Raw genomic sequence first — 20,637 nt, 5'->3', positions numbered from 1 at the left:
GGTGTGTGCGTTTTGAGGTTGAGACGAACGGTCTAAGCCCGAACCGGTGATGGAAGAACGGCTCAAGAAAGTCGCTCTGGGGGTTTGACGTTGATGTCTTCGACAGTGATATTCGTCGGTCCCGTGGGCGGCCAGCGATCCTCCTCGGCAAGTGCGGCGTCGGGCGGGCCTGCACAGGCCGGGGCTTCGTCGAGACTGATAGTGGGCATCGGCCGGGTGAACATCTTTGTCAGCACGGCCAGCCACACGGCGCCGACTAGGATCCAGGCGAAGCCGACGAGGAAAGTCTGACCGGACAGGTGGGTCCACAGCCAGAGGGTGAGTCCCACACCGATAGTGGGCAGGAGACCGAAACGCAGCCAGTCACCCGGAGCGCGCATCTTCCTGTCGATGATGTGGTGTTTGATGACGGTGAGGTTGACGAAAGTGAACGCCGTGAGAGCGCCGAAGCTGATGACCGAAGTTGCGACGTCGCCATCGATGAAGAGCGCGGTGAGGCCGAAGGCGCCGGAGACGAGGGTCGCGTTCACCGGGGTTCCGAAGCGGCTGCTGAGGCGGCCGAAGAAGTTCTTTGGCAGAGCTCCGTCACGGCCCATCGCGTAGATGATCCTTGACACACTCGCCTGCGAGGCCATGGCGCAGGCGAAGAGACCGGCGCAGTAGCAGGCGGTGAAGAAGGCTGACAGCGATTGTCCGCCCGCATGATTCATCACCTCCAGGGTGGCGGCATCGACGTTGGCGAAGGTGTGGCTGGGGAAGACCATCTGGGCGGTGTAGGAGATGATGATGAACATTCCGCCGCCGATGAGGGTGCACAGCACTATCGCCTTGGGAATGCTGCGCCGCGGGTTCTTCGCCTCCTCCGATAAGGTGGACACGGCATCGAAGCCGAGGAAGGACAGGCACAGCATCGCCGCTCCGGCCATGACGCCAGCGACCGGCATCCCTTCAGAGATGAAAGGGCTGATGGGGGAGGGGATGTCCTGACCGCTCATTGTGCGCATTGAGGCGGAGATGAAGACGATGATGAACACGAGTTGGACGCCAACGAGGATGAGGTTCATTCGGGAAACGAGCTTGATCCCGAGGAGGTTGAGGACGGTGACGACGGCGACGGATCCGATGATCCACACTGCGGTCGGCACACTCGGTGCGTATTCGTGCATGTAGATGCCGAAGAAGAGGTAGCAGATCATCGGCAGCAGAATGTAGTCGAGCATGAGGGTCCAGCCGGCGAGGAAGCCGGTCTTCGCCCCGAAGCTGCCGCGGACGTAGGCGTAGGCGGAACCGGAGCTGGGCTGTGCGCGGACCATCGTGGCATAGCTCAGCGCGGTGAACAGCATCGCCGAGAGTGTGACCACATAGGAAGCGGCCACATGCCCCTCACTGATCTCGCTGACATAGCCGAGAGTGGTGAACACGGTCAACGGGACCATGTAGGCCAGGCCGAAGAGGATGAGGGCCGGGACGGTGAGAATGCGTTTGTAGTGTCCGGTCTGCTGCGCTGCAACCGAAGTCTTGGTCGAAAGCGGGTTGTTCTTCATGGGGCGTCTTTCCCTTCGTTGGGCCGCCGTGCAGGTAAAGAGTACGCTCAGATCTGAAAGCAAATCCACTATAGTAGCCGGATTGCAATCATCATGAACAACGTTGTGACCGGTGTCAATAGGTCGATTTCGCACCCGAGACGGCAAACAGCCGGTGGCCTGCGTATGTGCAATATTGCGCAGGCCCGTGCCGGAAAGCTCGTTGCAGGACCGTCCGGTGGCGGGAAGAATTCGGCTCACGCCCATCGAAGTGCGCTCGGCGAAGACGCCGGCCAGTCAAAGAGACCGAGGACCCCATGTACCAAACGATCAATCCTGCCACGAATGAGCTTCTCGAAGACTACCCTGTTGCCTCGGCCGACGACGTGGCCGATGCTGTGGCTCGGTCCCATCGGGCCTACCAAGGCTGGTCGAGCCAGCCGCTGGACAAGCGTGCGCAGTCGATGCACGCGATCGCCGAAGCGTTTCGCGAAAGAACCGAAGAGTTGGCGATGATCATCACCGAGGAGATGGGAAAACGCATCGAGGAGAGTCGCGCCGAGCTCAGTCTCGTCGTCGATATCTTCGAGTACTATGCCTCTCGTGGTCCCGAACTCTTGCAAGATGAAGTGCTCAATGTCGCCGGAGCCGAGGCCTATATTCGCAAAGAGCCCATCGGCCCGATCCTCGGCATCATGCCGTGGAACTACCCTTACTATCAGGTGGCAAGGCTGGCTGCGCCGAATCTGCTCTTGGGCAATACGATCCTTCTAAAGCACGCCAGCAACTGCCCCCGAGCGGCAGCGGCCATCGAGCAGATCATCCACAGCTGCGGAGTTCCTCAAGACATCTACATCAACCTCTTCGCTCCCTCGTTCTTGGTGCCAGCGATCCTCACCGATGATCGGTTACAGGGTGTCTCGCTGACCGGCAGTGAGAAAGCCGGATTGGCAGTGGCCGAACTCGCCGGGAGAAACCTCAAGAAGGTGGTCCTCGAGCTCGGCGGATCTGATCCATTCATCGTCCTCGACACCGAGAACCTCGACGAGGTCGTCGACATCGCTGCCGCGGCGCGTCTGAGCAACTGCGGCCAAGCGTGCAATGCGCCCAAGCGGATGATCATCATGGCCGACCTCTATGAGGACTTCATCGCTTCCCTCACCCGCCGAATCGAGGACTATCGCCCCGGCAACCCCAGCGATCCGGAGACGATGCTCGCCCCGCTGTCGTCTCAAGCTGCGGCCGACGAATTCGTCACGCAGGTCTACGACGCCGTCGACAGGGGTGCGACCCTGCACTCAGGCGGCGAGCCGGTCAATGGCGCAGGCGCCTTCGTCTCTCCTGCTTTGCTCACCGACGTGAAACCGGGCATGCAGGCTTATGACGATGAGATCTTCGGTCCCGCCGTCGTCGTCTTCAAAGTTCGCAGCGAGGACGAAGCTGTCGCCTTGGCCAATGACACGAAGTTCGGTCTCGGCGGCAGCGTCTTCAGCTCCGACCGGGAACGGGCAGTACGAGTGGCAAAGCGGTTGGAGGTGGGCATGGTCTTCATCAACTCCGCTGGCGGCTCGCAGGCCGATCTGCCCTTCGGCGGAGTCAAACGCTCAGGTATCGGCCGCGAGTTGGGGCCGCTTGGCATCGAAGAGTTCATGAACAAAAAGACGATCCGCATCGCCAATTGACGTCGCTTGACGGCTGTCGACGGAGATGCGCTACTTCCTCAGCATGATCTCGCCCGGCGAGGCTCCCGCCGACCACGACTTTGGCCCGGTCAGACACGGCCTCAGCTTGGTTTGTGTAGCCTTGAGCAATGAACAGTCGGCCGTCCAGCGACACACGTGCCCCTCGGGTCTCTCTTGAGGAACTCGGACAACGCATGCGCGCCGAGCGCACTAGGCAGGAACTCACGCTGGCGATGCTGGCCGAGCGCAGCGGGACGAGCCGGAGCATGCTCTCGGCGATCGAGCGCGGTGACAGGTCGCCGACGGTACTAGTGCTCGACCAGATCGCCGGCGCCCTGGGTATTAGCGTGTCCCGTCTGCTTTCGCCGACGACGGTCAGCCGAGTCTCGGTTCTGCGCCGGCAGGAACAAAAAGTCGTCGACGATCGCACTCGCGAGGACGCGGCCGCCGGATTTCACCGCCGAGTCACCTCGCCGGTGATCGAAGGCGTCGAATTCGAAATGGGGCGCATCGAGATCAACCCTTTCGTCGACGCCGGTGTCTACCCGCCGCATCTGGGAGGGTGGGCCGAGTACGTGGCCGTGGAACATGGCTGCCTGGCGATCAACCTCGACGGCGAGGAGCACATACTGGACGCCGGTGACGCGATTTATTTCGCCGCCGATTGTGAACACGCCTATCGCAATCCCGGACCGCAGCCCTGCATCGCTTACATCGCGATGCTCGACCACGCCCATCACGCCAGCTGAACCACTGTGTCTCCGTTTCACAAGGGACGTTTTCATTCTATAGACACCCTGATCCGACTACTAGCCGCGATTTTTTGCGGGTGGGCTTGTGACCAGGCTTCTCGGGCTCGAGTTCGCACTCGGCTGTGATTGTGCCATTGAGGTACGACGCGGTGGCCGTGTGTCGCCACGGTTGGGCGGGGATCCACCCCCAGGCGCTTTCCTCAACTCATCATGAATACGGACACCAGAACTATTATCCAGACACGGATCCCGGCGGGCCCCGCAATCGGGTGAGTCCGCCCGCAATGGTCTTCGGCCAGCGGACCGTGTTTTTCACATGCACCACCAGTTTCGATGGTGCGGCGACGACGCTTCGGGCGTGCACGTCGAGTCCAATGGTTGTACGCTCGGTGAACACTGCGGTCTCTCACAAATGTTGGACAGGTCGGGCCCGGGGCTTCGTGTCCGGTAACCCACGATTCTTTGTGAGGCGGGCCCCGGTCCGCAACCCCTGAACCGAGACGGCGGTGTCACTTCATACCGTCTAGAGAGCTTGGGGGCAAGCCCTGAAAGGACGGCACGCAAGCTCCTGCACTCATGTCCAATATTCGAGGCCGTGCAACGGACTAGGCAACGGTGACCAGCCCTCAGGCCTTCTGCAGGGGGTTCAAACGTGTCACCATCCGCCTTACGATGAATTATGGAAGTGACACACATGAAGAGCTTCACCACCGGACTGACCCTCGGCATCGGCGGCATCGCGGCGGCTCTTGCCGGTCGCAGGGCCGTGAACAATCTCAAGACCAGCAGAGGCCATCCCTGGAAGCACCGAGTGTTGGACCTGGGCTCCGCATTCCTGCAGCGAAAGTATCCGCTGAGCGCGATGAGCACGTACCTCGACGGCCTGCACATCTATGCCGACGACACCGGACGCCAGGTGCACGCTGCCCACTTCTGCATCCACTTGGAGCATGACCTGCACCAGTGCGTCATCTTCGATCGCAACGCCCATGACGCCCGTCTGATCGGCATCGAGTACATCATCAGTGAAGACCGGTTCCGCTCCCTGCCCGAAGAGGAGAAGAAGCTCTGGCACAGCCATCATTATGAGATCAAGTCCGGAATCCTCACTGCCCCTGGCGTTCCGGAGATCGCCGAACACGCCTACTTCGAGGACTTGGTGAAGACCTACGGCAAGACGTTCCACACCTGGCAGTACGACGTTCACGACTTCCCCTACGGTGCCCCGCAGCTGATGATGGGCTTCACCGAGGATGGGCAAGTCCGCGAAGAGCTGGTCCGAGAGCGCGACCGCGAAGTCGGCGTTTCGACGCAGCGCAACCGCGAACGCCGCGAAGACATCCCGATGCCGGAGGTCGCCTTGGGTGCGAACTCGTGGGAGAGCGGAAGCACGATGCAGACGACTCTGCAGGAAACACCCGTCAAACGGTAGAACCGAGACGCGCCAGAGGCGGAGAGCGGTCGGTTACTCGGAGCCGTGGCGAAAGCGCGTCATGTCCACTCGGTGCCCGCAGCCCTCGACGACAGTCGCTTAATCACCGGCGCGCCCGCCTTGAGCAAACCGCGCAAAGTACGCCAGCGCCTCGAACGAATCCACAGCATCCGGATTCGCCACAAGATCCAACGCCTGCCCCTGAATAAGCCGCTTCACCGGCACCTCGAGCTTCTTGCCCGTGCGAGTGTGCGGAATCGCGGGCACGGCGATGATGTCATCGGGCACATGCCGCGGCGACGCCTTCTCACGCAGTTCCCGCGCGATCCGCTCCCGCAGCCCGGAATCCAAAACTGCCCCCGAAGCCAACACGACGAACAACGGCATCCAGTACCCGCCGTCGGCCTGCTCGGCGCCGATGACAAGGGATTCGGCCACCTCGGGGATGCCATCGACGACATCGTAGATGTCGGCACTGCCCAGGCGCACACCCAGCCGGTTGAGGGTGGCGTCCGAGCGGCCGGAGATGATGACGCTGCCGTGCTCGGTGATGGTGATCCAGTCGCCGTGGCGCCAGACTCCGGGGAACATCGAGAAGTATGTGTCACGGTAGCGCTCACCGTCGGGATCGTTCCAGAACTTCACCGGCATCGACGGCATCGGTTCGGTGATGACCATCTCCCCGACCTCGCCAACCAAAGTCCACCCAGAGTCGTCCCACGACTCCAAAGCCACGCCGAGGACGGGACGTGAGAGTTCACCGGCCCAGATCGGACAGTTCGGGGCGGACCCGGCGAAGCCGCTGACGACGTCGGTGCCGCCGCTCGTCGAGGCCAGCTGCACGCGCTCGCCGACGGCATCGCGCACCCACGGGAAGCAGTGGGCGGGCACCGGGGCACCGGTGGCACCGATCGTCCGCAGTGCAGACAGGTCGAGCTCCTTGCCGGGCTCAATCCCGGCCTTCATCCCAGCCAGGAAGATCCCGGGACTGACCCCGAGCACATTCGCCTTCGCCTCCGCAGCGATCTCCCACAGTCGGCCGGGCCCCGGATAGAGGGGACTGCCGTCGAAGCACACCGTGGTCGCACCGCCCACCAGCGCCGAGGCGACGAGGTTCCACATCATCCAGTTCGTATTCGTGTACCAGAAGAACCGGTCACCCGGCCGTATGTCGAGGTGGAGACCCAGCAGCCGCAGGTGATCGATGACGACCCCGCCATGGCTGTGCACGATCCCCTTGGGAATCCCCGTCGTGCCCGAGGAGTACAGCACCCACAGCGGGGTATCGAAATCGACGCGCGCGAACTCGGGCTCAGCGTCCCCGGAGGCGATATCGTCCCAGGACGTGAGGTTCGTGATCTGACCGTGCTCATCGATGAATTCCTCGCCGAGGTTGCCCACCCCGACTATGGCCCGCAGGCTCGGCATCCGGTTGGCCAGGTCCGCGACCTGGTCGCGTCGGTCGAGGGCCTGACCGTTCCACAGGTAGCCGTCGGCGGCGAAGAGCACGGTCGGTTCGAGCTGGCCGAGCTTCGTCGCCGCCCCTTCGGCGGCGTAGTCCTGGGCGCAGGCGGACCAGATGGCTCCGACTGAGGCGGAGGCGAGGAAGGAGATGAGGGTGTGGTGGGTGTTCGGCAGGTAGCCGACGACGCGGTCGCCTTCTCCGACTCCTTGGTCGCGCAGCCAGGCGGCGACGGATCCGACCTGGCGGCGCAGTTCGCGCCAGGTGGTCTCGGTGCGTTCACCGGATTCTGTGAGGGTGATGATGGCGGGCTCGTCGGCGAGATTGTCGTCGAGGCCGGCCCGCAGGGCGTGTTCGGCGTAGTTGAGGCGGGTGCCGGGGAACCAGGTAGCACCGGGCATGGACCGATCGGCGAGGACTTCGGAGTAGGGCTCATCGGCGATGACATCGAAGAAGTCCCAGACCGCACCCCAGAACCCGTCGAGGTCGTCCACCGACCATTGCCACAGATCGTCAAAGCCAGCCATAGTTTGGCCCGTGCGCTGGTTGGCGAAGTCGGTGAAGTCGGCGATCTGTGGACGCGGGGTCTGATCAGGGTCGGGAAGCCAGATCGGTTCAGCAGTCAATTCTTCTCCTCAGCACAGCGGCGGGCGACAAGCTTGGTCTCCACCAGATGAAACGAGGTGTACTCGTTCTGCCGTGGAGACGTTGAGTCCACTTTACGCCGCCACCCCCGCAGCCTTTGCCAGCTATCCAGAACGCAACTGCGCCGCTGAGAATTCTCAGCGGCGCAGTCGATAGGGGTGGTGGGTTGCAGGCTCAGCCCCACACCCCGCGGGTATCGTGAACGATCTTCTGCGTGAGCAGCGAACTGTCCAGATTGATGAACTCGTAGTGGTCAACGAGAAGAAGAACGATGTCTGCCTGTTCGATCGCGGCTTCGGTCTCGGTGAGGGTCACGTTCTCGCGTGACTCCAGCTCTGCCGGGAGCTCGTCGATGTTCGGCTCGACAGCGAGAATCGTCGCTTCAGGAAGTTCTTCGGCCAGGCGATTGACAATCTGACGTGCCGGGCTCTCGCGCAAGTCATCGATATTTGGCTTGAACGCCAACCCGAGCGTGGCGATCTTCACCTCATTGATGCGCTTTGCCTGCGGGATGAGTTTGTCGAGGACGAACCCGGGCTTGGAATCGTTGACATTGCGCGCAGTCTTGATGAGAGAAGACTGCTCCGGAGCAGTAGCGACAATAAACCAGGGATCCACAGCGATGCAGTGGCCGCCTACTCCTGGGCCTGGCTGCAGGATATTGACGCGAGGATGGTGATTGGCCAACTCGATGAGTTCCCAGACGTTGATATCGAGACCATCGGCGATCATCGACAGTTCATTGGCGAAGGCGATGTTGACGTCGCGGTAGGCGTTCTCGGTCAGCTTGGACAGCTCTGCCGTCCGAGCATCGGTCATGAGGAACTCGCCCTCACAGAACAGCTGGTAGAGGTCGCGAGCGCGTTCGCCCGCGTTGCCGTTGAGGTTACCGATAATCCGGTCGTTTGTCCGCAGCTCGATCATGATGCGGCCGGGCAGGACGCGCTCAGGGCAGTGAGCAAAGTAGATCGTCTTCGCCGTGTTCTCCTCGAGCGTCAGATCAGGGCGCTGCGACAGAATCGTTTCAGCGAGGAACTCGGTTGCTCCGGGAGGCGAGGTCGATTCGAGGATGATGAGCTCATTGCCTTCGAGCAGAGGAGCAATCTGTTTGCCTGCGTTCTCGATATAGGACAGGTCCGGTTCGTGCCGGTCCTTGAATGGTGTCGGCACAGCGACGATGTAGTTGTCCGCGTGCGGGGTCTCGGTCGTGGCTCGCAGATACCCCTGTGAGACGACGCCGGCCACAGTGGTCACCATGTCGGGTTCGATGAACGGAACCTGACCGGCGTTGATTGTCTCCACCGCGGTGGAGTTGATGTCGACACCGATAACGTTAGCCCCCGAGCTTGCCAGCACCGCAGCGGTCGGCAACCCTATATATCCGAGTCCGATGACGGCAACTGACGGGCGCTGGCCAGCAAGGCTGGGGGACATTTCTGAGACTCCAAACATTTTATGACGTCATGTGAGATGGTAATAAGTTTCTTTGAATAGAGGAAATGAGTCCGACTATCGGAACTGCGGACTTAAGGCGCACCAGTGTTAGATTTGCTTGGTCATGCCGCTTTCGAGTAGGAGCCTTCTTGAGCATCGTCAGTGAGATCTCGAACCCCTCAGTCATGGTGATCTACGGAACCCGCCCTGAGGCTATCAAGGTCGCCCCCGTGATAAAGGCGCTCGAGAGCGACACGACGCTCAGGCCGATCGTCGTTGTCACTGCACAACATCGGGAAATGCTTGATCAGGTGAACGAAGTCTTCGACATCGTCCCCGATGTCGATCTCAACCTCATGGCTCACGACCAGACGCTCAACGCGATCGCCGGCAGCGTCATCACCAAGATCGACATGGTCCTCGAGGAGCACCGGCCTGATGCCGTCCTCGTCCAGGGGGACACGACGACCGTGATGGGCGCTGCGATCGCTGCGTTCAACAGAGAGATCCCGGTCGTCCACCTCGAAGCCGGACTGCGCAGCGGTGACATCAGTTCACCGTTCCCCGAAGAGGCCAACCGCAAAATCGTCTCTCAGATCGCCCGTGTCCACCTTGCCCCGACGATGGTCTCGCGATCGAACCTGCTGGCAGACGGCGTTCCCGAAGAGAACATCCACGTCATCGGCAACACTGTCATCGATGCTCTTCATTGGGCCGTCGAGCGACAGGCGAAGAATTCCATCCCAGGGCTTGCCGATCTTGAGAAGGACGAGCGCCGAGTCCTGTTGGTCACGACCCACCGCCGTGAGAACCTCGGTGAGAACATGGTCAACATCGGCAGAGCGATGCGCCACCTGGCACTTAAGCACCCGGATCTCCTCATCGTGTGGCCGGCCCATAAGAACCCGAAGGTTCGGGCATCGATTGCTCCGCAGATCGAAGATCTTGACAACGTCGTGCCCATCGAGCCGGTTGAATACGGTGAGTTCTCACATCTCATTGCGAAGTCCGACATCGTGCTCACGGACTCGGGCGGCATTCAGGAAGAAGCGCCGAGCCTGGGGAAGCCCGTTCTTGTCCTTCGGGAGAATACGGAACGGCCCGAAGCCGTCGTTGCCGGTACTGTGAAGCTCATCGGCACGGACATGGAGAGGATCATCACGGAGGTTTCCCGCCTGCTTGACGACAAAAAAGCTTACCGGGATATGGCAAACGCTGTGAACCCCTATGGAGACGGGCATTCCGCTGGAAGAAGCGTCGACATTATGAACGACCTGCTCTCCGTAACTCAGAAGCAGTAGTGGTCGGCTGCGAACCCGTATGAATGGACGTTGCTGTTTGCGAGAAGCAGATCGTCATCAACTGACCACGTGTGAGCGTGATCCCCGCGGACCTGAACGAAATTGAACCGATCCGCTGAGTAGATGCTGGCGCCAGCCTCGACGAGGCGGCGCTGGAAATCCGTGTCCTCGCCGAGTGTGCGGTGGGCAAAGGGGAACTGTTCGAAAAGGTCGCGGCGGCCGATCAGCGTCGGTCCCATGACCAAGTCCGTGAATCTGTGCTCGCGTTCCGGGAATCTGCACATGACGATATTGCGCCCGCGCAGATGAAGGTAGTGGGCTTGTTTTCCGACAAGATCGGCCGTCGAGTATCTCAGTGCAGCCAGCTGGTCTGAGAGGTAGTGTTCGCCATAGATGTCATCATCGTCCATTTTCGCAATCACATCTCCGCTGCTTGCAGCGACGCCGGCGTTCAGGCACTCACCGAGGGTTCGGTCTCCAGGGACGTGAACAATCACGAAATCGCCGATTCCGGCATCCTTCGCGCGGCCGGCGAAGTCAGCTGGCACCTCGAACCCATGAGTGACGAGCACTAATTGGCGATCGTCGTGAAGCTGCCTGGCATGAGTTGCGATGACATTATCGAGATGGTCTGGACGATTAGTCGAAACTACGGTGGAAATGGATTGTGGAAACGGATTTTCGTAGGCGATGTTGAGGCTGTCCATTACAGTCATTGCCCGCTGGCTGTAGGTGTGTTCGCGCCAGATCCGTCGCTGAGCTTTGTGCACAGTCCGCTCACGAAGTTCCCGGCTCCGGACGAATGCGCGCAGAACGAGTTCAGCATCGTGTCTGCTCTCGGGCTGAGGCAACTCGTCCCGCGGGAAGAATTCACTTGTCGCGGCACTGGGAGTGGTTACGACAGGCGTTCCCGCTGCAATGATCTCGAAGATTCTCCGCGCGCACATGCTTGGCGAGTCGACGACGGAGTTCACATTGAGGAACACCTTGTAGTACTTGTAGGCAGTGAGCAGATTGCGGTAGGGGAGGGAACCGATGACGTGTTCGGCGAGCTGGCCCGGAAACTGGTATCGCTCATCGTCGCCGAGGAAACGTGAGAATATTTCGAGACCATACTCCATCCGTCCCGACGCATCGGCAGCGGCCCCCAGGAGCATATCCATCTGTTCTCGCCGTTCGGGGAATTTGTGTGCGAAGTACATTCCTGCGAATGCGATGTCTCGAACTGCGAAGTTCTGAGCCGGGCGTGCAGGGGAGTGGATGGCTGGTTGTGCGGCAAAAGGCAGTGTAGCCACTCTGGAATGGCCGAGTTCAGCCTGATAGCGAGTCACAAGCCTGGAATCGCTCGTGAATGCGACATCACAGAGCTTCGCCAAAGGAAGGAAATCGTCAAAATGAGGCGGATCTTCCTTATTCCAGAACACGATCGGAATACCGCGCTTCCGGCAGGCTGCGAGCAGGGCGATGATTTCATTCTTCGGACCCGAGTCGCCTGTCAGCTGGTACTTCCACTCTCCCGAGTTGCCGTTCCACGCTGACTCTAGAAATACGAAGTCGACGTCGTACAACTGTTGCTGCCATGCTCTGCGATTCAGCGGGATGAGATTCCACTCGTAGCCGAAGGACTCCATTGAAAATTCATCTAGGATGGCGCCTACGCGCAGGCTGGAAAAGACTGGGTCTCGTTTGGCGGCAGGAAGTTGCGGGAAAATCTGTGCGAGGTCGACGCCTTCTAGTGAAGAGGTGGAAATCGTCGTAGGAGCCTCGGCAACTCTCTGTGAGATGAAACTGCGCCTGTACCACGTTCTGACTTGCGAGAGGCCGCCGTGACGCAGATGCCAGATCGCGGTCCTGAGGGTTCGAAGTTGCGAAGATGTCAAACTCGGATCCCTTATCTCCTCCCCTGCTGAATCCCGATTGAGACTCGCCGGGGCCTGTATTGCGTTAACCTTGGTCTGCCCTGAGAGGGCCGATAACTATGATACAGCGGTAAGGACCCCCAGGTGCCCACATTGAGATTGAAGGTGCTCGAAGAGTTCGTGCAAATTTCTTCGAGCACTCAACGCTGCTTCAGTGAATATCGTCGACATTCGCCCATCAGCTCCGTTCGCCAAGGCTCTTGCGATGGCTTGAGGAAGTTTGGTGCATCCTACTTAATGATTTGAGTTGTGTTTCTGCCGCAACTAGAGGCGTCCTATCTGACGCTGTCGACTGCTCGGACTATGAGTCGCTAGCCAGTTATCATAGTTGCCATGCGGTTGGATGATGAGCCCGACTATCCCAGGGGATTCCTGCTTGCCACTTCGATAGTGACGCCACCAGGTACTTTCGAACCTGGCCCCGTCTTACCCAATTTTTGGATACACCCGTGGACCTCAATTGACGTTGCGCGGGAAGGCAAGCTGCTCGTCGTTGTCATTGGTGTTTGTGTCCCGACGTTTGAGCCGCCAATAGAGGGCGTCCCGAAATATTTGCTTGGGCGATTGCAACAGAAAGATGATGCGCTCCTCGAGGCCCTGTCAGACTTCGCCGGCAGATATGCTGTGATATTCGGAAGTGTCGGTCATCTGAAGATAGTCAACGATGCGACCTCGATGCGATCGGTGTTCTACGCTCCGGAACGAGGGATTGTCGCTTCACATGCATTACTAGTGGAAGAGTCACTGGGGGAGCAGATCGTCAGATCGAAGCTCCCAGTACAACATGGTTTTCCGGGAAACCGGACTCCATTCTCCCGCACGAAAGTCTTGACCCCCAATACCTATCTGGACCTCGCGCGATCCTGCGTAGTCCGCTTTTGGCCGTCCCGATCAGTGCCGGAGGCAGATGTCGACGATGCCGCTGCACGGGTCATTGAACAGGTGACACGGTCGATCCGAGTAGCAGCACAAGGGCACAATCTGCGATTAGCGCTGACCGCGGGGCTGGACTCCCGTGTGCTGCTGGCGATGGTCCTTCACACCGGAGTGTCTGTAGAGACATACACCTATGGGACAAAGAGCGACACTGCGGTGGATCGTGCGTTCGCCCGTGATCTTGCGAAGCAGGCAGACGTTCCGCACGCTATGATTCCAAACCCTGGCAATGGGCCTGGTCTGCAACATAGGCTCGCTCGTGCGCACTACTTACCGCATCACGTAAACGTCGTTCAAGGACTTATGGAGTGGTTTCCCGGTCACGAATCATTTGCTGTCACAGGCAATCTCCTGGAGATCGGGCGACGCTTCTACGCGAAATTGGAGAGGCTCGGCGCGTCGGCTCCTATTGACGCAGAGTCGATGGCGGCCCTCCACCGGCGCAAAATGCGTGCCTCGGCCAATCGCAGAATCGCTGCTTTCGGGGACGAGAGTTGGACACATGTGGCTAAGGACGCTTTCAGACGGTATGTAGTCGACACGGATTACGAACAGACATTGGGTCTGATTGATCCATTCGACCTTTTCTACTGGGAGCATCGAATGGGCACGTGGCACGGGCCTGCTATGAACGAACGAGACTTCTACGCAGAAGCATTTATACCGTTCAACTCCCGCAGAATCTTCGAGTTGATGCTTGGACTCAACGCGGCTGATAGGGAAGCTGGGACTATCTTTTATAGGATGATTCAGATGACAGCTCCCGAACTGTTGAAACTTCCCATTAATCCAAAGGTGTGGCCGGAGTCCTCGGCGCACTAGGACGGAGGCGACTGAGAACAGGCATCTGATTTGGTTGTCGAATCTGCCTTCGAGGCTCTGGTCGGCGCTACCACCTCTGACTTTGGGCAACTACCGATGCGAGGTCCCCTGCTGCGAGTTCGATAGTGGAAGCGAGCGATTTGAAACGATCCGTTTCCTCAAACCAGATTGCGCTTTTCAGGACGTCACAGGCTTCATGGACCCGATGGTGCCATTGCGATAAAAACGTCTCAGTCGGTTGAGGGATGCGCAGCCAGTCCCAATCGTTAGATTTACGTCTTGCTGCATCTATATCCAGAACTAATAAGGTGGCACTCGACGCTTCGATGGCAGAACTGAGCTGATTCGGCGTGCTCAGCCTTGGTGATCGATGTTCTTCAGAACCGATTAATCGCTCAATGAGCGGGACACCATCCTTCCGTCGAAGTCGGTCGTGATAGGTGACAAAGAAGCCTCTGCCCGCGTTCACCGTGCCGCAGATCTCCTCGAGGAGATCAACGACCACGAAGTCACGCTCGGTATCTTCATTCAATATGGTGCTTGCAGATGCTCTGCGGTCTCGCATGACCGTCAGTCAGTGTCCTTCGTCTTCCGCTGAAGTCAGGTCGAGTGCAGTTTATATGCAGGACGCGACTGGGGCGTCGTTGAAGAAGATCATTACGAGCTTGCGGCCGTTGCGGGAGTTCACCGGGCGCGTTGGTGGCCAGGACATCACCTTCGATCCCGAGATCACTGGGGAGGCGAAGGAAATAGCGGCTGAGCTACTGCCCGACCGGTTTCCGGGAAACTAAAGTTGTGGAACTCAGGTATGACCGGTCGATAGGAGCGGGGTTCAGCTATGCCTCAGCACTCTCGCCATGACTACGCCGCGAGTGCTGGGGCATAGCTGGGCGCCGAGACCGACATCATCAACCGGTATTCGAACTCCTCCCTCCCGGATCATCAAAGACAGGGAAAATCAGCCATGCCAGGACCCGAGACCAGACCCCCTGCGGGGCCCACAAATAAATATAGGAGCACCCCCTGAAAGACGCGGTTCATGCCGACACTGGTCCGCCAGGTTCGAGTCGGTACCACGTTTGACATCCTGTTACGCGTCGGTGATGCTTAGACTGGCTCCGATGGCAACTTGGCAGAGCACCGCTTGCGCAACCGTGAGGATATGTGAAGAACTTGTGACGAGTGAAGTTGTTGAGCGGGATTTCGACCCCTTGTGGTATCAGAGCGCGTATCCGGACGTGAGAGCGCTCGGTATGGAACCGCATGAGCATTATCAGAAATACGGAAAGATGATGGGGCGGAAGCCTGTCCCCGATGTCCGTGCGCTGAGACGACTGATATTCGTCGTACCTGATATCTCTACGATTGGCGGAATGGCGTCCAGGACACGCACCACCTTGTCACATGGGCAATCGCGGTCCGTCGAGTACTGCGCGATCACGGCAAGATCGGCCAACGGTGGGAGGCAAGCTGGCGAATACTGCTACGCGACCGACCCTGTCGAATTTGAACGAGCTCTGAACGCGTGGTTGCCAACCGATACCGCTATGGTCATCTCGAACAACGCTATCCGATCGTTCCCGATTGCCGTTCGAGAGCGCATTCAGCAGTTCCCGATCATCTACATTTCCGCGGGACAACTGGCTTTTATGCTTCAGGACTCGAAAGTCCTCAAAGATCGCGAGTATGTGCGCGACTTCCGCGCGATGAGGATCATGTCCTTCTCCGAGGGCGATATCAACTTTCAGCGGCAGTTGGGCATCCATGGTCAGGTGAGAGGTTTCGCACCAGTCAAGCAGCGTGCGCTTAACATGTACGACGTGTCGAAAAACGTGCGCATCGGGTACGTCGGGCGCATCGACTTCCACGCGAAGGACTGTGCGAAGCTGCTGGACGTCGCTCAATCGCTCCGCGAGCGATCCTGGGGTCCTATCCGGGTGTACACCACGGACGGTCGAAATTCTCCAGATTATTCGCGGTTCAGGTTAATGATCGAGGAGCAGGGCCTGGAGGACCAGTTCGAGATAGTCCTCAACGAGACTGACAAGACAGTGATCTACCAGGATCTGGCGTTGCTCGTAGTTCCGTCTAAGAAAGAGTCGTTTGGCAATGTTGTCGTCGAGTCTATGTCGTTCGGGGTCCCGGTGATTGCGGCTAGTTATGCTCCGGGACCGGCCGAGATTATCGAGGACGGTCGTTCGGGATGGCTTCTAGACGAGTTCACGGGTTCCAACGTCGTCGCGCTCATTGACGCGCTGACACCTGAGCGGCTGCACCGAGCATCGGTCTGCGCTTTTGAGCGTCACAAGCACTATCGGGTGGAGGCTCACGTCGAGCAGATCGAAGAATTGGCGCGTGGCGCTGTGGAGTCTTTCACGGGCGTCAACACGCTCCCCGTGTTCCCCTACATGAAAGTTCTGGATGGTTGATACAGTGACGGATCAAATTACCAAATTGTTGGACGTGAAGCCTGGAATTGAGGTTCAGGAATGCGTCCCCCTTAATGGGGCTGATATTCACTTCAAATTCATTCGCGCCCCATTTGATAATGCCCCACTAGTTATTCGATTCCATGGCGCAGTTAAGAGGGATCTCAGATCGTTGCCCGCGTTCCAGGGCAATCTGAAGTCGTTCAACAGCAGTGCACATCAGATCAGCATTTCCGACCCGACGATGATGGCTCGCGAGGGTTTTTCTTGCGCCTGGTACGCCGGCCACGAGGAGTTGGATGTACAGGGCGCGCTGGTGCAGTTCATTGGAAGTCTGCGCACCGCACTCGCGCCCAAGCGCGTAGTGTATCTGGGGAGCTCCGCGGGAGGATTCGCCGCACTCTACTGTTCGTACTTTGATCCAGGAAGTGTCGCGCTGGTGATGGTGCCCCAGACCAATCTTCAGCGTCATTTCGCACCGCGGGCTGTGTCTTTGTACCTTGAGAAATGCTGGTCTGGCAGGTCGCTTGAAGAAGTCGGGGAAGTGGCATGCACTGACGTAACGAGCCTCTACGAGAAGGGCTTCGACAATACCGTAGTGTACGTGCAGAGTCAGGGAGACTTTAAGCATTCCGCGTTGCAACTGACACCGTTCATGTCCGCTTGCTACAACACCGGGGAGCCGGAGCAAGAGAAACTAATTGTCCAATCGGATTACTGGGGAAAGCCGGGTCACGGAGGGGCGGTTCCGATGGAGGGGTATAGCACATGGTTGCGCGCGGCCATATCGGCGCCGTCCACCGGCCTCGAAGATCTTCTCGAGACATCAGCTACCTTTCGACAAGATTCGGCTCCTCAAAAGACGCGTGGTAAATCGTCGAGCGCACATGACCCGATCTCGGCGGTAGACTCGTCGCTTACTGAGTTGGTGAAGAATGGACTGCTCAATCGGTTCGAGCCGGACGCAGAGAGGCTGTGACAGATATGCATCACCCGTACCGTGGACTGGAAGAGAGGGCGTTCTGGCGTGCCTCTGTTGGTAGCCGCCACTTCGCAGACATAGTCAATCTATGGGATCCCCTGCCTATTGGCCTCGAGGATGAGGTCGCCACCGCTGGTAGTTGCTTCGCACAGCACATCGGGCGCAACCTGCAAGCGCGAGGGGCGAGCTACATGGACGTCGAAGCTGCTCCTGTTGCCTTCTCTGATGCAGATGAGGCGCGGCGGTGGGGATTTGGTGTATTCTCCGCGCGCTACGGCAACATCTACACCTCTCGACAGCTCCTACAGCTGTTTATGGAGGCACACGGTGAGCGGCGGCCGGACGAAGTGGTTTGGGAGAAAGATGGTCGGTTCTACGACGCGTTGCGTCCGTCCGTGGACCCGATCGGTCAGGAAAGCGCCGATGATGTTATCGAGTTGAGGCGAGCTCATCTGGCAGCGGTGAGGAAGATGTTCCGTGAGTTGGATGTATTCGTCTTTACGCTTGGACTCACTGAAGGATGGGAGGCAGTTTCGGACGGCACGATGTACCCTGTCGCTCCCGGAACAGCGGCTGGCCAGTACGACCGTCGGAAGTATCGATTCCGAAACCTCCGCTACAGCCAGGTGATGCAGGATCTGCGAGAGTTTTGGCGGATGCTCAAGGAAGTGAACCCCGGGGCCCGAATGTTGCTGACCGTGTCACCGGTCCCTCTTGCGGCGACTGCGAGCGGCGAGCATGTGCTTGTGGCCACGACTTATTCGAAATCTGTGCTTCGCGCGGTGGCGGGTGACCTCACGACCGAGGAAGAGGATATCTACTACTTCCCGTCGTATGAGATCATCACTGCTCCGGCGACGCACGGGGTGTTCTACGATCCGGACCTGAGGAACGTGAATCAGTTTGGGGTGGACGTCGTGATGGATCACTTCTTTTCGGGCCCGATTGGCGAAGTCTTCGGTGACACGACCCCGGTCGCGGACGATGGTGAACTGATCTGCGATGAGGGTAAGCTCGACACGAGCCAGGCGGTATGAGCAAATGAGCACCGGGGCCCAAGCGGTTGTGAGCGCTGGATTGAGTGACCCTGCGACGTCACCGGGTACCAGTGGGTCGGAAGCGTCGGGTGCCCCTGACCCGGATTCGTTGGGGAGCCTTGGGGAGTATTACAAGTCGGCATTTCTCGATGTGCATGCACTGCGCTACAAAGAGACGGCGGCATTGACGCAACTTCTCGAACAGCAGCGCGTCGCGCATGAACGGCTTCTAGAAGAACAGCGCATCGTGCTGAGCCAGGACGTCAGTGAGTGGAAGCAGAAGGCAGTAAAGAGGTTTCGTGCACTGCAGGCTGCGAAGGCAGAAGCGTCGGAAGCGGACTTGCGGATAGTTGAGCTCCAGGCCGAGTGCGCTGCCCTCGAGGTCGTGCGGTCCAGCGATCGCGCACAGTTGGAGAAGATGCGGCGGAGCTACTCCTGGAGACTCACTCGTCCTCTTCGGCAATTGCACGCTTTCTACCGACGACTTAACTCAAGGTGACGCTCATTCTTCTTGGGCGACGAATGTAGTATTGGTCTAGTTCCTCGGCATGATGTTGAGTTTAAGTAGTTCTGTGGCGATCCGACGGCCGATGCCTTTTGTGCGATCTGGCAATGGTTGGTTTGTCTCTTCCAGCGGAATCCACACCGCATGGGGCAGCGCGGTCCTGGCCTCCTCCATGACCGTGACCCACGCATCGATCACTTCTCGAGGTGGCGTGTTCAGCCCCAGCCACTGCCAGTCGGACGGGTTCAGTGCAGATACGTTCATATCGAGGACGACGATGCGTGTGCTGATCGCCGCCAGGTCCTCGCGCATGCGTGCGAGCCTCTTCCTCCATAAAGTGATGTGCTTTGCAGACCCGAAGGCTAAATTCGTGACCTCATGTCCATCGGCACGGGTGAGGTTTCGATGCTCTGTCAGCGTGAGCCCGGCGCCGGCGTAGGCGATTCCACGAACCTCTTCGAGGAAGTCAATAACGGCAACATCCACGGTTGGATCGGCCAGAAGTGCAGCACGTGCCGATCCGCGACGATCGTCCAATATGCTTCTACGGTGTTGGGGGCTCCGTACATCCTTCAGCCGTAGGTATGTCTTCGGCTCGGACTTCGCCCGCATGCGGAAGGCGGCGATGACGCTCTGGCCGAGAATGCTCCTACTTACAGTCACCGGAACATGGGCGCGCATCTCACTGACCGATTCTCGACCGAGTCTGCTTCCCCACTGGATTGCTCGCAGATTCTGCGGTGGTTGCCGGACCGGAGCGACAAGCTCGAAGCTCGACGGCTTCCGATCTGGTGGCGCCGTCATTCGAATCATCGATCTTGATGCGGTTTCGAGATTTGCGAGTGTTTCCTCAAGAGTGAGCCGGGTGTCCACCAAAAGATTCAGGAATTCTTTGACCGCTGCTTTCGGCGGAGGCGTGTGTCCGGGCATCCAATGGGAGAGATGCAGGTAGAAGTTTGAAGTGATGTGCCCAAACATAGTGTCACGAAGGGTGACTTCTTTGCCCATCTGAGGGTCGAGATGTGCGAGCAGGTGTGCTAGGTGTTCCCGTACGTGGCGATCGTCTGCCTCCTGCAGGTAGACGACGGGCGCGTCGGTCCAGTTCGGTCGTGCCTGCTCTGTCAAGTCAAAGACGAAATCTCCCGAAATAGAATCTGGCGGCGGCAACTCAGGTGAGCCGAAAGCGGTCATGGCGTATCGCGTCACTGGGGCCTTCAGGTACCGGGGAATCGATGTCTGCGGATTCCAGACGAAAGCGACCGCGTCCGGGATGGATCCGACGTGCCGCAACGCCGCGTACCCGCCAGCGGATCCTCCCCAGAGCACCGTTCTCGGCGCGGCGGCGATGGTGGAGAGGTGACTGAGAGCTGCACGGATGACGGTGGCTGCGGCGAACCCGCTATATCCCTCGTACCATGCGATTCCGAGTTCGTCGTCAAGATCCAGCGAGGGGTCATGCACGAGGACGAACGATGCGTTCAATGAGGCCGAGGTACGCAATGACCGGAAGATCGGAGCGTCGGATCCGCCACGTCGCGTCTGTGCGCCGTAAAAGTGGACCGTGAGTGCGCGGCCGGGGAGCAGCCGGACCATGACGTGCAGTGCCTGCCACCGGCCGGCGTGGATCCCCACCTTGATCCGGTGCACGCCGTCGGGAATGCGTGTCGCTTTCAAGAACTCGTCGATGCCGGACCATTCGTAGGTGTTGCCCCAACGATTGTCGAGTAGGCGGCGCATAAGTCACTCTCCGATCAATACGCATACGAGTCAGATGCC

General features: G+C 59.1%; 14 protein-coding genes. 8 read left to right on the top strand and 6 right to left on the bottom strand.

The window, feature by feature from the left end; all coding sequences use genetic code 11:
* Window positions 1-62: 62 nt before the first annotated feature.
* Window positions 63-1,544, bottom strand: coding sequence for an APC family permease (locus FHG09_RS00105; RefSeq protein ID WP_152345682.1), 1,482 nt, complete (start codon window positions 1,542-1,544; stop codon window positions 63-65).
* A gap of 296 nt (window positions 1,545-1,840) precedes the next feature.
* Between FHG09_RS00105 and FHG09_RS00100 the strand changes: the two genes are divergently transcribed.
* From FHG09_RS00100 to FHG09_RS00090, 3 genes are all read left to right on the top strand, one after another.
* Window positions 1,841-3,205 (top strand): NAD-dependent succinate-semialdehyde dehydrogenase, encoded by a 1,365-nt coding sequence (locus FHG09_RS00100; RefSeq protein ID WP_152345681.1) that lies wholly within the window; start codon window positions 1,841-1,843, stop codon window positions 3,203-3,205.
* A gap of 128 nt (window positions 3,206-3,333) precedes the next feature.
* The gene (locus FHG09_RS00095) at window positions 3,334-3,954 is read left to right on the top strand and encodes a helix-turn-helix domain-containing protein (protein ID WP_152345680.1); all 621 of its coding nucleotides are present in this window, start codon (window positions 3,334-3,336) and stop codon (window positions 3,952-3,954) included.
* 682 nt (window positions 3,955-4,636) lie between these two features.
* Window positions 4,637-5,389, top strand: a complete 753-nt coding sequence (locus FHG09_RS00090) for an OBAP family protein (RefSeq protein ID WP_152345679.1) — start codon at window positions 4,637-4,639, stop codon at window positions 5,387-5,389.
* A gap of 99 nt (window positions 5,390-5,488) precedes the next feature.
* Here FHG09_RS00090 and FHG09_RS00085 read toward each other — a convergent pair whose 3' ends face one another.
* Window positions 5,489-7,477 (bottom strand): acetoacetate--CoA ligase, encoded by a 1,989-nt coding sequence (locus FHG09_RS00085; RefSeq protein ID WP_152345678.1) that lies wholly within the window; start codon window positions 7,475-7,477, stop codon window positions 5,489-5,491.
* A 193-nt stretch (window positions 7,478-7,670) separates the two neighbouring features.
* Entirely contained in the window at window positions 7,671-8,930 is a 1,260-nt protein-coding gene (wecC, locus tag FHG09_RS00080; RefSeq protein ID WP_152345677.1) for a UDP-N-acetyl-D-mannosamine dehydrogenase, read from the bottom strand.
* A gap of 185 nt (window positions 8,931-9,115) precedes the next feature.
* Between wecC and wecB the strand changes: the two genes are divergently transcribed.
* Window positions 9,116-10,231 carry a non-hydrolyzing UDP-N-acetylglucosamine 2-epimerase gene (gene wecB / locus FHG09_RS00075; RefSeq protein WP_152346221.1) on the top strand — a complete coding sequence of 372 codons (1,116 nt, stop codon included), beginning with the start codon at window positions 9,116-9,118 and terminating at the stop codon, window positions 10,229-10,231.
* On the opposite strand, the gene FHG09_RS00070 is transcribed toward wecB, so the two are convergent.
* Window positions 10,219-11,862, bottom strand: coding sequence for a glycosyltransferase (locus FHG09_RS00070; protein ID WP_227492457.1), 1,644 nt, complete (start codon window positions 11,860-11,862; stop codon window positions 10,219-10,221). The genes wecB and FHG09_RS00070 overlap by 13 nt on opposite strands.
* Before the next feature lie 621 nt (window positions 11,863-12,483).
* Here FHG09_RS00070 and FHG09_RS00065 point away from each other — a divergent pair.
* Entirely contained in the window at window positions 12,484-13,908 is a 1,425-nt protein-coding gene (locus tag FHG09_RS00065) for a hypothetical protein (RefSeq protein WP_152345676.1), read from the top strand.
* A 67-nt stretch (window positions 13,909-13,975) separates the two neighbouring features.
* Here FHG09_RS00065 and FHG09_RS00060 read toward each other — a convergent pair whose 3' ends face one another.
* Window positions 13,976-14,440, bottom strand: a complete 465-nt coding sequence (locus FHG09_RS00060) for a hypothetical protein (protein WP_152345675.1) — start codon at window positions 14,438-14,440, stop codon at window positions 13,976-13,978.
* Window positions 14,441-15,029: 589 nt separating this feature from the next.
* On the opposite strand from FHG09_RS00060, the gene FHG09_RS00055 reads away from it, so the two are divergent.
* The 3 genes from FHG09_RS00055 to FHG09_RS00045 are packed head-to-tail and all read left to right on the top strand — an operon-like array spanning window position 15,030 to window position 18,356.
* A complete protein-coding gene (locus tag FHG09_RS00055) occupies window positions 15,030-16,337 on the top strand; it encodes a glycosyltransferase family 4 protein (RefSeq protein WP_193627222.1) in 1,308 nt (435 codons plus the stop codon).
* Window positions 16,330-17,316, top strand: coding sequence for a hypothetical protein (locus FHG09_RS00050; RefSeq protein ID WP_152345673.1), 987 nt, complete (start codon window positions 16,330-16,332; stop codon window positions 17,314-17,316). The genes FHG09_RS00055 and FHG09_RS00050 overlap by 8 nt, the downstream gene beginning before the upstream one ends.
* A gap of 5 nt (window positions 17,317-17,321) precedes the next feature.
* Entirely contained in the window at window positions 17,322-18,356 is a 1,035-nt protein-coding gene (locus FHG09_RS00045) for a GSCFA domain-containing protein (RefSeq protein ID WP_227492514.1), read from the top strand.
* Between the two features lie 535 nt (window positions 18,357-18,891).
* Here the strand turns inward: FHG09_RS00045 and FHG09_RS00040 are convergent.
* Complete coding sequence (locus tag FHG09_RS00040) at window positions 18,892-20,598, bottom strand: DUF6270 domain-containing protein (protein WP_152345671.1); 1,707 nt, start codon at window positions 20,596-20,598, stop codon at window positions 18,892-18,894.
* Window positions 20,599-20,637 lie beyond the last annotated feature (39 nt).

It is taken from the genome of Brevibacterium sp. CFH 10365 (assembly GCF_009299785.1).
Classification (GTDB): Bacteria; Actinomycetota; Actinomycetes; order Actinomycetales; family Brevibacteriaceae; genus Brevibacterium; species Brevibacterium limosum.
This window is presented reverse-complemented; position numbering and strand designations above follow the sequence as displayed.

Coding starts and splice junctions, on each gene's coding strand:
- FHG09_RS00105 (WP_152345682.1), bottom strand. CDS start 1,544: ATGAAGAACAACCCGCTTTCGACCAAGACTTCGGTTGCAGCGCAGCAG.
- FHG09_RS00100 (WP_152345681.1), top strand. CDS start 1,841: ATGTACCAAACGATCAATCCTGCCACGAATGAGCTTCTCGAAGACTAC.
- FHG09_RS00095 (WP_152345680.1), top strand. CDS start 3,334: ATGAACAGTCGGCCGTCCAGCGACACACGTGCCCCTCGGGTCTCTCTT.
- FHG09_RS00090 (WP_152345679.1), top strand. CDS start 4,637: ATGGAAGTGACACACATGAAGAGCTTCACCACCGGACTGACCCTCGGC.
- wecC (WP_152345677.1), bottom strand. CDS start 8,930: ATGTCCCCCAGCCTTGCTGGCCAGCGCCCGTCAGTTGCCGTCATCGGA.
- wecB (WP_152346221.1), top strand. CDS start 9,116: ATGGTGATCTACGGAACCCGCCCTGAGGCTATCAAGGTCGCCCCCGTG.
- FHG09_RS00070 (WP_227492457.1), bottom strand. CDS start 11,862: ATGGAGTCCTTCGGCTACGAGTGGAATCTCATCCCGCTGAATCGCAGA.
- FHG09_RS00065 (WP_152345676.1), top strand. CDS start 12,484: ATGCGGTTGGATGATGAGCCCGACTATCCCAGGGGATTCCTGCTTGCC.
- FHG09_RS00055 (WP_193627222.1), top strand. CDS start 15,030: ATGGCAACTTGGCAGAGCACCGCTTGCGCAACCGTGAGGATATGTGAA.
- FHG09_RS00050 (WP_152345673.1), top strand. CDS start 16,330: ATGGTTGATACAGTGACGGATCAAATTACCAAATTGTTGGACGTGAAG.
- FHG09_RS00045 (WP_227492514.1), top strand. CDS start 17,322: ATGCATCACCCGTACCGTGGACTGGAAGAGAGGGCGTTCTGGCGTGCC.
- FHG09_RS00040 (WP_152345671.1), bottom strand. CDS start 20,598: ATGCGCCGCCTACTCGACAATCGTTGGGGCAACACCTACGAATGGTCC.